Source organism: Bacteroidota bacterium (assembly GCA_039111535.1).
Taxonomy (GTDB): Bacteria; Bacteroidota; Rhodothermia; order Rhodothermales; family JAHQVL01; genus JBCCIM01.
The window spans coordinates 1-13135 of sequence record JBCCIM010000051.1; the positions used below are offsets into that span (position 1 = coordinate 1).

Sequence of the window (13135 nt, forward strand, 5' to 3'; positions counted from 1 at the left end):
ATCTGCGTTTGCTACGGGCACGAGTTTGTCTTCATCGCCATGAATCACGGTTACGGGTTGGCGAATGTTAGCCCAAAGTGGCATCATCGCTTCGAGTTCGGGTTCAAGGGCCAGTATTTCCCTGTTGCATACCAGCAGGCTGGTTGGAATTAGCCAGGAGATCGGAGGTGCCGCCGCAGGGTATTGATACCATTTCATGTCTTCCAGCGCAGGATCTATCGACGCGGACAATAGCAGGAGCGATGCAACTTTTTCTGGCGCGTCCATTGCCATCCGTGCAATCACAGGGCCACCAAACGAATGACCGACGAGCAGAGCCGGCGCACCCGGACTCCGGCGTTCGAGGACATGCAACAAGGCTGCAGCCTGCTTTTCCAAAGACGGTTCATGTTCACCATCACCTGATTTTGCATACCCCGGCCTTGTCACGGCAATCATGTGAAACCGTTCGAGCAATACGGGACTAGTCAAATAGCGGGAAAAGTCTCCCCAATCACCGGGCGATCCGTGCACAAACATGAGCGTCGGTTTTTCTGGATCTCCAATCTCTACAGTATGGACAGGTTGCCCCTCATATTCGATGACTTCTTCGCGCGGCGTATGTGAGAGTCCACTCAGTATTTCCATCGCATCTCCTTCCGGCACCAGGAATCCAAGCTGATTCACATAACTGACGGCCCCAGCGATTAAAAGCAGGAGCACCGCGCCAACAAAGATACTGAGTCGTTTAATACATCCTTTCATCATGGAATAGGGTACGTGGGTTGAGCAGTTGATTGTTGCACCAGACGAAGGGAACTGTATCAAACGGCGCGGTTGAATGCCCCCTAGCTGCCGGCAAACAGATCGCGGCCGGCAACAAGCGCACGCATTTTCCCATCAGCGACCGAACGGGGTAACATCCAGAATCCACAGTCGGGATGGACGTACTTGATCCGTTCTTCGCCCACATAATTGGCGGCAACTTCAATGCGTCGGGCGACTTCCTCTGGTGATTCTATGACCGTCGTTTTGATATCGATCACGCCAATCCCAAGTCCAATATGGGTATCCAAATCAACAAACCGCTCTAACTCTTTGTAACCGCGGAAGGCAAACTCCAGCACAAGGTGATCAGTGTGCAGGCTGTTCATGTACGTGAGCAGTGCTTGCCATGCCCCCTTCTGAATGGACTGCCCGCCATAGTTGCCAAAACAGAGGTGTACTGCCGGCGTATTTGGCACGGCATCCAGCATGATATTGATGGCTTCTGCGGCCCAGGTGCCTTCGTGTGGTGCACCAGGCAAGTTGGCTTCGTCAAGCTGCAGCACGTCTGCATCGATTAGCCGAATCTGTTGAGCAAGTGCCGAAGCGATGGCACGCGTGAGTTCGGGGCGTTGGCCGTAGTGTTTGTCGAACAGCGTTTTGCTCAACATGTGGGGGCCCGTTATGGTAAACTTGAGGGGTTGGGTTGTAAGTTGGCGTACGCGCGCATAGTCGCTCACCAGATCGAGCGTCCCTTCTGAAATTGGAGCTTCCACAACCCCGGCCGGCGCTTTCCGAAACCCCATGCCGGCCAATTTCTGGAAGTCCTCGATATCCTGCCGGCCCATGGTCGTGCGGATGCCACCCAGTTGTCGCACGAAGTAATCAATCATCCCATTGGTCTGCGGATGGTTGATGTCAAAGCGGTATAACTCCCCATCCGCTATCAAATCCAGCCCGGCTAATTCCTGCGTTTTCAGCACCACGGCGGTTGCATCAGCAAGGGCCTGTTCACTCGGTGCAGCCACCAGCCAGTCCAACATTGGATAGCTGCCTACAACTGTTGTTTTAATCATAAAGTTACTGTAGAGGCGCCGGCGCTGTCGAGGCTGGCGCTTTTGAATCGTTCAACAAGCCAGGGCGTCCCGGATGCAGCGGCAGAACGTTGCATGGCCTCTACAACAGCCAGCGATTGCAATCCAACCCAGCCGTCGGTTTCTGGCAAGGTATGTTCCGCTACGGCCTCGCCAAAAGCCTCCATAATGAGGCGATAACTTTCAAACCCATTGAATTCATCGCGGACTTCGATGGGAGCACCGGGGTGCGTTGGCATGGCCTCTGCAAACGCAAGCGGCGTAAAGGTGAAACTGCCCGGCTGCAATTGCAAGGTCCCACGGGTGCCGGCAATCCGCAAAGAAAATAACTCCTGCGTGCAGTAGTTGCTGATCATCGTCCCGAGGCTACCGCCTGACACCCTGAAAATAGCACAGCTGCTGTCTACCAGGTCATCCCGTGTTATGGCTGACTGTGCGTACGCGGTAACCTCTTCGATGTATCCAAGCAAGTAATGCACAAGATCAAACGCATGGATGGCAAGCTGGGTGACCGGCAGAATGGGGACGAGATCTGGTTTGCGGCGCCAGGAATCAACGGGGAGCCGCATGCCTGTAGGGGCTGAAAAATGTATTTCGGTACTAATCACCTGCCCGAGTTCGCCGCTTTCAAGACAAGCGCGGGCTTTTCTGGCTGTCTTCCAGAACCGCATGTTGTGCCCTACCATAAGCACGCGGCCTTTAGCCTCTGCTTTGGAAATCATAGTCATGCCTTCATCCAAATTGCTTGCAAGAGGCTTTTCGACAAAGACATGGAGGTCAGCTTCCAGCGCGGCCAATACCTGCTTCCGGTGCAGGTGGTTCGGTGTTACCAAAACAACAGCTTCCAACTGGTCCATACGGATCAGTTCTTCAAAAGAAATGGCGTTATAACATCCAAACCGCGTAGCAGCCAGCGCAGCTGCTTCCTTGTTCGGATCATACACTGCGATCACATCCAGATTGGATGCCTGCTCACATGCTTGTTGTATGGTGTTGCCGTGGCCGCCCAACCCTACAAGACCAATCCGCACAGGCTCGTTTGCTTCAGAAGGGGTCATAACACTTGCGCCCGAAGGCGTATCGATAGATCAGGACTATCAAAAGCGGTGATTTACTGCATATTACCAATTAAATGGTACGTATTTACGCGCAATTAAAGTATTCGTTTTTTAAGAAACCTGTTAAGTCTGCTACCGGCGCGAGCCTACAACGCATCCAGCAGCGCTCTTAGCGCCTCGACACTGGCTTCACTGTTGCGCACCAACGGCTTACAGTGGGTTTCTATGGTTAGATGTTTGATCTTTTTATGGCCTGCAAGATCGGGCAATAACGTAGCCCAGGGGACAATGCCTTCACCCAACGGACACCAGGGTTCTGCTTCATCATCCGGCGTATAATCTTTCACGTGTACATTCACCAGATAGGGAGCAAGAATGGCAAACGCTTCAGCATCAGGTTTCTGTCCGCTCCAGTGAAGATTGGCGGGGTCCCAGTTTATACGGAGTGCGGGGTGGCCAATTTCTTCAAGCAGGGCAACCGATGAATCGGGGCGGTCGATCCAGAACGCCGGCTCATTTTCGAAAGCAACCACAAGATCAGCCGCCGCAGCCTGCTCTGCTATCTGCTCAAAGGCGCGCAATACGTGCAGTCGATTTGCCGGCGCGTTATCACAGCCATCAAACGCAAACGCGATAACGGTTTTGCAACCAAACCGCTGTGCAAGCTCAACCGTGCGAGGAAATACATCTTCAATTTCGCGCTTGCGCTGCACGGCTTCTTCCACGTTACCTTTAAAAATGCCGGGAGACACCGCTGTGATTTTGGTGCCGGCAAGTAACGCGTGATCAACCAGGTGAATCTCTTCGTCTGTAAAAAACGGAAACCGCCGCTCCTTCCCTTCCCGCAATTCAAACCGCTGGATACCCCAGTCGGCAGCCCGGTCAAGGGCTTCTCCCAGGTCGCGTGTGATCTCGTCACTCACGATACCTATTTCCAGTGCTCTATGCATATCGTTTTGCTGCTGTGCGTACCGGCCTTAATGCTGCAGGACCCCAGTCGCCCTACCCTTTTAGTCCGCTTAATGTAACACCTTTGATAAATTGTCGCTGCATCAATAGAAAGAAGGCAATTACGGGGATGACTGCAACACTGGCTGCCGCCATCATTTTGACAAATTCGGGGTTGTTGATATCTGAGAACCCAAGAATGCCTACTTCCAATGGTTTGAGTGTCTCGGTGTTGAGGGCAATGAGTGGCCAGAGGAAGTCGCTCCACGACCACATAAACAGAAAGATACTGTATGCTGCCAGCGTGGGTTTGATGAGGGGAAGCACAACATCCACATACATCCGCCAAACGCTAGCGCCGTCCATTCGGGCAGCATCCAGCAATTCGTCAGGAATGCCAACGATACTCTGTCGGAACAGGAAAATACCAAACGGCTCCATCAAACCAACCATGACGATGGCCCAATACGTATCTACCCATCGCAAATCTACCATCAAGTCGTAAAGCGTCAACATCTTTACCTGAAACGGGACCATCAGGGTGATGAGGATCGCTGCAAAAATCCAGTTTCTGCCGGGGAAGTCTACTTTCGCAAAGATAAATCCAGCCAGTGAACAAAAGAACAGCCCGGGAATGAGCTTGAGGAGCGTGTAGCCGGCACTGTTCAGGAAATACCAGACCATCGGCCGTTCCGTAAATACTGCAACGTAGTTCTCCCATGTAAGCGGCTGGGGCAAAAGCCCGCGCAAGATCAACCAGAACTGACGCGGCGTGTTAAAAAACGACTCTGCGTCAGCTGCTGTTTTCAATGAAGTCAACACCATCCATACCAGTGGCCCAAGCATGACAAATGCGCCGATGATCAGCACCAAGTGGGTAAGGAGGTTTGATATGTTTGAAGAGCGGTTCAAGGGTTAATGGAGAGAGGTGGTTGGGGGGAAAAGAGGAGTTTGGAGTTTGGAGAGGGGAGGTTGGAGCGAAGAGTTGGGCTCACTGATGATGGTAGTACGGAGAAACGGACATACAGAAAAACGGATACACGAAACCCCCTTCGTACAACGCGCAAATCATTTTGCATTTCTTGTGATTGATCCAATTATTTCCCCGCAGCTATCTGTTCAACGGCTTCCAAAACACGGTCACATTCAGCTTTGTTATTGAAAATGTGGGTTGAGACCCGCAACGCATCAAGGCCACGCTCGGTGACGATACGGCAACGTAGTTTAAAATCCTGGGCCAGTCGTCGGTACACTTCCCGGCAAGGCACGCCCGCGGTTTGGAAGGTTGTAATGCCGGCACGCAACGCAGGATCTTGCGGGGTCAACACGGTGACACTGTCGATTTCATCAAGGCCGTTATGTAAATAAACGCCAAGTGACTTGCCATAAGCAGCCACGCGTTCCATACCAATTTCGTTCAGCATACGGATTGCAGCCTGCATACCGACAATTTTGGTGGCATCGCGTGTCCCGCATTCATAGCGCACAGCTGTTTCATTGTACGCTAATTGATCGGGGATGTCGAAGGTGCCATTGTCAGAATACGCCCCAACTTCGGTGGGCATAACATCTTCGAGACGTTCCTGCCTGATGTATAACAAACCTGTACCATGGGTCGCCCCCATCCACTTGTGGCCACTTGTACCGTACGAGTCGCATCCGATCGATTCGAGATCAACAGGAAATGCGCCGGCAGACTGTGCTCCATCTACATGAAACCACAGGTTATTCGCCTGTGCCAGCCCAGCAATCTGCGTAACCGGCATCACAATGCCTGTTGGTGCCGTGAGATGGCTAACCTGAATTACGCGGGTTCGGGGCGAGATCAGTGCTTCAATACGGGCAAGGTTGCCCGCAGCGCTTTCCGGATCTGGTTCAAAAGCGCGTACCCGAATGCCGTGTTGTTTCTGCCGGCTCATCCACGGAATTGCGCCGCCCGGGTGCGCGTGGGTCTCGATGATTACCTCGTCGCCGGGCTCCAAAAACGTGAGGCCAGAGGCTATCGTGGCATTGGCTTCGGTGGCATTGCGCGTGAAGGCAATGGTCTCTGGCGGTACACGAAAAAAATCAGCTACGGGGTGTCGGGCTTCGGTGATTTTGCGGTGGCCATGTTCTGAGATTCGCTGCAGGTCCATCATCGTTTGCTGAACAGCATCAATGACGGCATAGGACGCCGGCCCGAGTCCGCCCGTATTCAGGTAAACGCGGTCGTGGGTCAGGGGATATTGCATCCGTACCTGCGCCCAATAGTCGTCGTCTGACACGGTTTTCGGATCTGGCAAGCGAAGATGTTTGCCGGCGCCCAGCATACCCAGGCCCATCACCGACAAAAAATTACGTCTTATCATTTGCATGGCATTCAAAGTCTACTGGATACGGCGATTGAGGCGAAACTGCATAAACGTCAACAAGCCTACAACGAGCAACAGGATGACAGCTGCAGCAGAAGCGTACCCAATGTCGTCGTACTGTATCCCTTGTTCATAGATGTGATAGACCACCGTACGCGTTGCGTTCAGGGGACCGCCTTGTGTCATCGCCAATACCGTTGTAAAGATCTGGAACGACCGGATGATCGCGGTCACACACACCAACAGCATAATGGGCCGAAGCTGTGGGAGTGTAATAAAGCGCAAGTTTTCCCAGCCGGTCGCCCCCTCGATACTCGACGCTTCGTAGTATGAATCTGGTATTGCCTGGATGGCTGCACCAAACAGAATCATGTCAAACCCCAGGTTTTTCCATATTGTCAGGGCAATTAGCGAAGGCAGCGCCAGTTCTTCGCTGAGTAACCATGCTTGCGCCGGCAATCCGACAAGGGAAAGCATGTAGTTCAACAGCCCATTGGACGCATAAAGCCAGCGCCACATCATGGTAGTGGCCAGTAGCGACGTAACAACCGGGATGAAATAAATCGCACGGTATACCCGCGCCCACCGTCCGGTTCGCTCTACCAGTACGGCACACCCCAACGCAAGGACAAACCCAATCCCAACCGCAAAGAAGACAAAAACCAGCGTATTCCAGAGGGCAGTCAGAAAAAGAGGATCCTGAAATTGGCGTACGTAATGCGTAAAGCCGATAAACGGCGCGTCACGGCGCAACAGTCCGTATTCGGTAAAGCTTATAACAATGCTTTTGAGAATCGGGTAGTACTGGAAAACAATAAAAAACACCACCACCGGCACGAGCATCAGCATAGCTACATGTGCCTCACGCCGGCCTCCCATAGCAAACAGCCAGCCAGCCTGTTTCCTGGCGGCGGATCGGTGCGATATTGGATTCCCGGGGTGTGACATGTAGTTTCTTGACAGCCGCCAGTACGCTGGAGGCGGAGCAAAACTTATGTAAATTAAGACGCCAGTTTAATGCCGAGTGTCGATTGCTGAGTGTCGAATGATTTAGTTTCGGCAGTTGCGTCAAGCAATGGCACTACCGAATAGCACAACTTACCATTTAGTTTTGGTCATCACAATTTCATTGGCGACATGCTGAGCCGATCTCTACTTCGTCTGATTTTACTAGTCGTCAGCCTGCTCCTGTGCGGGTGTAATGCGCCGGCGCCATCCGACAACAGCAAAAAGGTGGTTAGTGTATTTGTGCTGCCCATAAGTACTGACCAGGTAGGATTCTTCAACTGGGCTGAACAAACATTCGAAGCAGCTAACCCCGACGTCGACATACAGATTGAGCAATTCCCGGGGTCGTCTCTTAAAGATTATGAAATCAAGCTCAGACTCCGCTATGCAAGCGGCAATGCGCCAGACATCTGGTACTTCAGGGAGAATGAACTGGCAGAATACGTGGCCCTGGACTTGCTCGCGCCGGCACCGCCATACATCGAAAAAATAGTACAGGAAAACAGTGTCAATGAAATGATTCGGCAAGCGCCCTACTTCGATGGCACCTGTTACGGGATTGTGCATCATGCCGGGTGGACGATGTTGTACTACAACAAAGACCACTTTGCGGCAGCAGGACTCACCCGTCCCCCTAAAAACTGGCAGGAGTTGGTCGATTTTGCGGACCAGCTTACCCTGCGCGACGCAGATGACACTATCACCCGGGCCGGCTTTTCGTTGCGCAAGACGGGCTACAAGCAGGGCACTGCCGAAAAATGGCTGACGTTCTTCTACTCAGCCGGCGGGACACCTTTCAACGCAGCTGGATCAGCCAGTTACTTCGACTCCCCTGCCGGCGAAGCAGCGTTCCAGTTTTACGGTTACATCCTCGAAAAAAACATCGACAGCGTAACGTTGGATGGAGATCAACGGGGGTTTGGGCAAGGCCGCGTTTCCATGTTCATCCGCGAAGACCACGTAATCCATTGGATGGCTGAGAACTTTCCTGACGTCAACTACGGCGTTGCCCCCATCCCGCCCAAAGACAGCACCTTCACCTCATACTCTTCCGGCGGTGCTTTTCCGATGGTCGTCAATAGTGGCTCACCCAACAAAGAAATTGCCTGGCAATTCCTCGCGTTTCTCCTCTCGGATGAACCCTATCTCCGCTACGTACGCGCCGTTAATGCACAGCCGATTTTAAAATCTGTAGCAGTATTGCCCGAGTTTAACAGCGATCCGATGTTGCAAACGTATGCCAGGCAGTCCGTATATCTCCCGCCCAAGTTTGCACACGACAAAAACTCATTGGAAGTCATCGGTACCTACGTTGAGCGGTTTGCATACGGACACATGGACGCCGCGACTGCTGTACAGCGCATGCAATCAGAAATCAACACACAGATCCAGCTGGGATTTGCGCGACAGCAGCGCGAAGTGATGCGCTAACGCACCACAACAAATTGCTGGATATGCTGCGCATCTTCCGTTTGCACGCGGCAGAAGTATACACCACTTGCCAGGCCATCTGTATCGAGATCAATCTGATGCCGGCCTGACCCAAACAGTCCGTCGTAGAGCACACCCACCTGCCGGCCTAGCGCGTCATGCACTATAACGGTAACTTTGCTCGTTTGGGGCAAATTGATGTGCACAACACCTTGATTACGCACCGGATTGGGATAAATGGCATCCACTGTAAATTCGGTAACTGGCGCACCATTATCTTCCTGAGGAATAGCAATAGCTTCAGGGTATAACTGTGTGTTGGGTACCGGCTGTTTGATGATCGTATCGCTACTCCACAGTAAATGCGCCTGCGCTGTACTCTGGGCATCGTAGTAGGTAACCTCCAGCTCATATGTATTGTCAGCGTTAAGCTGGATGGTCTGACTCGGCGTTTCAGTGACGCTCTGCACCTGCCATTTATCAATAATCAGTGCACCGTCGAGCCAAACGCGCATGCCATCGTCGCTACGGGCATAAAATGTGTATGCACCACTTTCATCAGGCACTACAAAACCCTTCCACCGTGCGCTAAAGTTATCTGTCGGATAGCCTGCGATTGGACCATCTCCTGCCCAGTTAAAGTTGATCTGCGCATCATGTCTGATCTCACTGCTGCCTGTCAGATCCGGGGTACGGTAGTATTCTCCTTGCAAGCCCTGCACGGTTGCATCAGCCCGAACGCCAGGTCCGTGAAACACCACCCAGTTTACATTAAAAAGATCTGTTGCCCCTGGCTCATTTTCGAATACCAGATACAGCGTATGGGTACCACCGGGGTCTTCGACCGGGATGGTTACGTCTCGAAACGTCTGCCACCCACCCGTAAACTCTACATGTGCATAGCCGAGTTCAGGGCCGTCCGGCGCGTCCAATCGAACAGCAATCCGCCCACCGCTGCCGGCAGATGCAATACGGAACGTCATCCCAAAGATATCTTTGAGATTGATCGGGCCAATCGCAGCATAATCTCCATCATCGATAAATGCGAGATGGACTCCGCCACCACGTGGATCCTGACTATCTTCGGTACGCACACCTTCTTGCTCCAGGTAATGCTCTGCTTCAAATCTGCGCGGCTGGAGAATGTGTAGTGCGCGAGAGGTAAGCTGTCCCACGCCGTTGTCTCCCTTGTCGGTATAAGAGGCCTCCATCACATAGAATAACCGATCTCCTTCTCCACCATGGTCCTCTTCTGAAGCCACAAAAGAGCCGGTGCATCCTGTTGCCTGATCAAGTGGGTGTGTATGGTCGTCATGCCCGATAAACAATTGCAGGTCCAGGTCATCACAAGCGATACCCCCCGTTTCTGTTGAGCCGTCTTCCGGGTCCATTGCACCCATGTTAAAGGCCACGGGCTCCCCCCAATCGAAAATAGATCCGTCAGCCGGCGAATCCAGCATGATGGTTGGATAAGAATTACCCACCACAATCTGAAAACTTGCTACAGAGACATTCTCTGCCGGGTCTGTGGCTGTGAGGGTTGCTGTAAACACGCCGTTTTCCGTGTAGGTATGAGATACTATTGGATCGGTTGCGTCTACCGTGCCGTCCGCTTCAAAGTCCCAGGCAAAGGTCAGCGGCTCGTTCGGATCCGGGTCGAAAGATCTCGATGCATCAAACTGTACCTCCAGGGGGGATTGGCCGGCCAGTGGCGCAACTTCTGCTTGAATCACGGGCGCCCTGGATCCTTGCACAAAGGATATTTTTGTCAACCGTGAGTCTTCATTGTTGCCGCCAAAGCCTGTCCCCCACTCAAGCAGGTAAAGGGCGCCATCGGGGCCAGCTTTCATGTCGATGGGCCGCAGAAATTCCTGGTTTGAGAGAAACGGTTGAATGTCGAGAATCCCGCCCTGATCATCGAGCTTGACTTCATGAATCCAGTTACGGGCCCACTCATAGATGAACAACGTATCATCAAAGTAATCCGGCAGCCGCACTTGTATGTCTTGTGTCTCTTCTCTGTAGTACACAGGACCAGCGAGGGCTGTACGGCCAACGCCCTCAGTCACATCTGGAAACTCGGTTGAAGGATTGTAGGGATACCAGATCCATGCCGGCAGTGCGGGGGGCAGGTTGGTTGCGCCTGTGTTGTTGGGTGAGTCGTTGACAGGTGCATCACAATTGAAAAGGCTGCCTGAAGTGCTGGCACTAAAATCATAGTCGCGGTACGACTTGTTGTCAGCTATACAGTAAGGCCATCCATAGTTGCCGGCTTCTTTGGCCTGATTCCATTCATCAAAACCCCGTGGTCCGCGGCTGGTATCATCGTTGCCGGCGTCTGGTCCGACATCTCCCCAATACAGCCAGCCTCGCCGGCTGTCAATCGAAAACCTGAACGGATTGCGGAGTCCCATGATGTAGATTTCGGGACGACCATCTGCAGGGTCTTCAAACAGATTACCTGTCGGAACGGTGTACGTGCCATCAGGCTGCGGGGTAATGCGCAGAATTTTACCGCGTAGGTCATTGGTATTGCTCGAAGATTTCTGTGCATCCCAGGCTTCACGGCCAGGGCGTTCATCAATGGGCGCAAAACCACTCGATTCAAAGGGATTGGTGTTATCGCCAGTTGCAATAAACAGGTTACCCGCCGCATCGAAGCGCATGGCACCACCAGAGTGGCAACACTGCTCTCGTTGCACCAAGATGTCCAACAGCAGCGCTTCGGAAGATATGTCAAGCGTGTTGCCCGTCATGGTGAAGCGCGACACGTACTGCTTGTCAGTTTCAGTGACCGGTGAATAGAAGAGATAGACCCAGTTGTTGGTTTCAAATTCAGGATCCAGCGCAATCCCAATCAGGCCGTCTTCATTGGAAGTCACCACATCAATGGTGCCGGCTGTTGTGGTCAGCGCCGTCTGGGGGTCATAGATTTGCAGGTCTCCCCCACGCTCCACGTAGAAGACGCGCCCATCGGGAGCAATGTCCAACGCCATCGGGTTTTCTGTATTGTCATCCAGCGTAACCCGATCATAGTTGTCCCACACGGTACCGCCGCAGTCGCCGTCTATTTCACCGGCAGCGTATTCGATACCGTACAAAATGTGTTCTCTGAACAACGGCTCCGAAAAACTCTCGATGGTGTGTCCGCCTCCGGTATACCAGCTCCGGGCGCCTTCATATACCTGGCACCAGGCAATCGGGTGGTCAGCGCCCATGGTCCCTCCGTTGTACGATTTTTCGCTTAAGGTTGCGAGCACGTGCACATTGCCACGGGGATTATCCTGAAAGTTGTACCACTCATCAAAACGAGTCCAGCGCTCGGGCAGCATCTGCGTTGAGGGATGTTCATCATCAACAACATGTATGGTACCTGGCATGTCTGGCGGATGGCTCTCAAAGTAGGCGCCCACCAGACCGCCGTAGAAGGGCCAATCGTATTCAGTATCCGCTGCGGCATGGATGCCCACAAACCCGCCGCCGGCGCGGATATACCGCTCAAATGCAGCCTGCTGGTCATCATTCAGGATATCTCCCGTTGTACTGAGAAAAATAACAACCTCGTAGTTAGCCAGGTTTGCATCGGTAAAGGCAGCAGCGTCTTCGGTTGCATCGAGCTCAAAATTGTGGATAACAGCCAGCTCTTTGATCGCTGCGATGCCGGCTTCGATGGAATCGTGGCGAAAGCCGGCCGTTTTTGAGAAAACCAACGCGGTAAACCCGTGCGGATCTTCGGGCGGCTCAGGCGTTGTTGGCTCTGGACCCATGACCATGGCAGAAAACAAAAGGATACAGACAAGCCAGACCCATCGTTTTGGTGGCATCATGGAGTACGTAATTTAAAGTGGTAGCTTAGAGAGGACGGTGCCTACTCCACCAGCCTTGCTGCATACTTCGCGCGGAGCTTAAGCACTTTGGGTGCAATAACTGCCATGCAATAAGGCTGATAGGTATTGTTTGCGAAGTAGTCCTGGTGGTAATCTTCCGCGGGGTAAAATTCGGGAAGCGGTACAACTTCAGTAACAATAGGATCACCAAAGGTATTATCCGCAGTAAGTCTGTCGATAACAGCCTGCGCAGTCTTTTGCTGCTCCGCATTGTGGTACATAATGGTGGAGCGATACTGCGTCCCCCGGTCGTTGCCCTGGCGATTCAGGGTTGTGGGATCGTGCATCGCAAAGAAGATCTCCAGCACTTCTTCATAGGTAATTTCAGCAGTATCAAAGGACACCTGAACAACTTCTGCATGTCCGGTGGTACCAGAGCAAACTTCCTTGTAAGTAGGATTGGGATTTTTGCCACCGGCATAGCCAGAAACCAGTTTCTGAATGCCCTTGAGGGGACTGAACACGGCTTCGATACACCAAAAACATCCGCCACCAAGCGTAGCAACTTCTGTATGCGCTGTCATTTTCATCAAACCTGTTTGGATAGCACGCCAATTTAACAAACTTTCTACTTGAAAGCTTGGGCTATTACGTGCCCCTTCTTCGCGCAGCGT

At 52.6% G+C, this 13135-nt stretch carries 10 protein-coding genes; 1 reads left to right on the forward strand and 9 read right to left on the reverse strand.

Features of this window, described 5'->3' with window-relative positions; all coding sequences use genetic code 11:
* The 7 genes from AAF564_10135 to AAF564_10165 all read right to left on the reverse strand — a co-directional run.
* Positions 1-747, reverse strand: a 747-nt coding sequence (locus AAF564_10135; GenBank protein ID MEM8485897.1) for an alpha/beta hydrolase, incomplete at its 3' end; no start/stop codon positions are given.
* Positions 748-827: 80 nt separating this feature from the next.
* A complete protein-coding gene (locus AAF564_10140) occupies positions 828-1820 on the reverse strand; it encodes a cobalamin-independent methionine synthase II family protein (GenBank protein MEM8485898.1) in 993 nt (330 codons plus the stop codon).
* Positions 1817-2896, reverse strand: a complete 1080-nt coding sequence (locus AAF564_10145; GenBank protein ID MEM8485899.1) for a Gfo/Idh/MocA family oxidoreductase — start codon at positions 2894-2896, stop codon at positions 1817-1819. Before AAF564_10145 ends, AAF564_10140 begins: the two co-directional genes overlap by 4 nt.
* Positions 2897-3042: 146 nt before the next feature.
* A complete protein-coding gene (locus AAF564_10150; protein ID MEM8485900.1) occupies positions 3043-3846 on the reverse strand; it encodes a sugar phosphate isomerase/epimerase in 804 nt (267 codons plus the stop codon).
* Between the two features lie 52 nt (positions 3847-3898).
* Positions 3899-4756 (reverse strand): carbohydrate ABC transporter permease, encoded by an 858-nt coding sequence (locus tag AAF564_10155; protein ID MEM8485901.1) that lies wholly within the window; start codon positions 4754-4756, stop codon positions 3899-3901.
* A 185-nt stretch (positions 4757-4941) separates the two neighbouring features.
* On the reverse strand, positions 4942-6192 hold the full coding sequence (locus AAF564_10160) for an aminotransferase class V-fold PLP-dependent enzyme (GenBank protein MEM8485902.1): 1251 nt from the start codon (positions 6190-6192) through the stop codon (positions 4942-4944).
* A gap of 18 nt (positions 6193-6210) precedes the next feature.
* Positions 6211-7143 (reverse strand): sugar ABC transporter permease, encoded by a 933-nt coding sequence (locus tag AAF564_10165; GenBank protein MEM8485903.1) that lies wholly within the window; start codon positions 7141-7143, stop codon positions 6211-6213.
* 189 nt (positions 7144-7332) lie between these two features.
* Here AAF564_10165 and AAF564_10170 point away from each other — a divergent pair, with 189 nt between their 5' ends.
* A complete protein-coding gene (locus tag AAF564_10170) occupies positions 7333-8634 on the forward strand; it encodes an extracellular solute-binding protein (protein MEM8485904.1) in 1302 nt (433 codons plus the stop codon).
* On the opposite strand, the gene AAF564_10175 is transcribed toward AAF564_10170, so the two are convergent.
* Positions 8631-12461 carry a ThuA domain-containing protein gene (locus AAF564_10175; GenBank protein ID MEM8485905.1) on the reverse strand — a complete coding sequence of 1277 codons (3831 nt, stop codon included), beginning with the start codon at positions 12459-12461 and terminating at the stop codon, positions 8631-8633. The two genes, AAF564_10170 and AAF564_10175, sit on opposite strands and share 4 nt — an antisense overlap.
* Before the next feature lie 41 nt (positions 12462-12502).
* Positions 12503-13045, reverse strand: coding sequence for a peptide-methionine (S)-S-oxide reductase MsrA (gene msrA / locus AAF564_10180; protein MEM8485906.1), 543 nt, complete (start codon positions 13043-13045; stop codon positions 12503-12505).
* Between the last annotated feature and the right edge of the window lie 90 nt (positions 13046-13135).

Bases quoted from the DNA above. Each gene is read 5' to 3' on its own strand.
- AAF564_10140 (MEM8485898.1), bottom strand. From the start codon at position 1,820: ATGATTAAAACAACAGTTGTAGGCAGCTATCCAATGTTGGACTGGCTG.
- AAF564_10145 (MEM8485899.1), bottom strand. From the start codon at position 2,896: ATGACCCCTTCTGAAGCAAACGAGCCTGTGCGGATTGGTCTTGTAGGG.
- AAF564_10150 (MEM8485900.1), bottom strand. From the start codon at position 3,846: ATGCATAGAGCACTGGAAATAGGTATCGTGAGTGACGAGATCACACGC.
- AAF564_10160 (MEM8485902.1), bottom strand. From the start codon at position 6,192: ATGATAAGACGTAATTTTTTGTCGGTGATGGGCCTGGGTATGCTGGGC.
- AAF564_10165 (MEM8485903.1), bottom strand. From the start codon at position 7,143: ATGTCACACCCCGGGAATCCAATATCGCACCGATCCGCCGCCAGGAAA.
- AAF564_10170 (MEM8485904.1), top strand. From the start codon at position 7,333: ATGCTGAGCCGATCTCTACTTCGTCTGATTTTACTAGTCGTCAGCCTG.
- AAF564_10175 (MEM8485905.1), bottom strand. From the start codon at position 12,461: ATGATGCCACCAAAACGATGGGTCTGGCTTGTCTGTATCCTTTTGTTT.
- msrA (MEM8485906.1), bottom strand. From the start codon at position 13,045: ATGACAGCGCATACAGAAGTTGCTACGCTTGGTGGCGGATGTTTTTGG.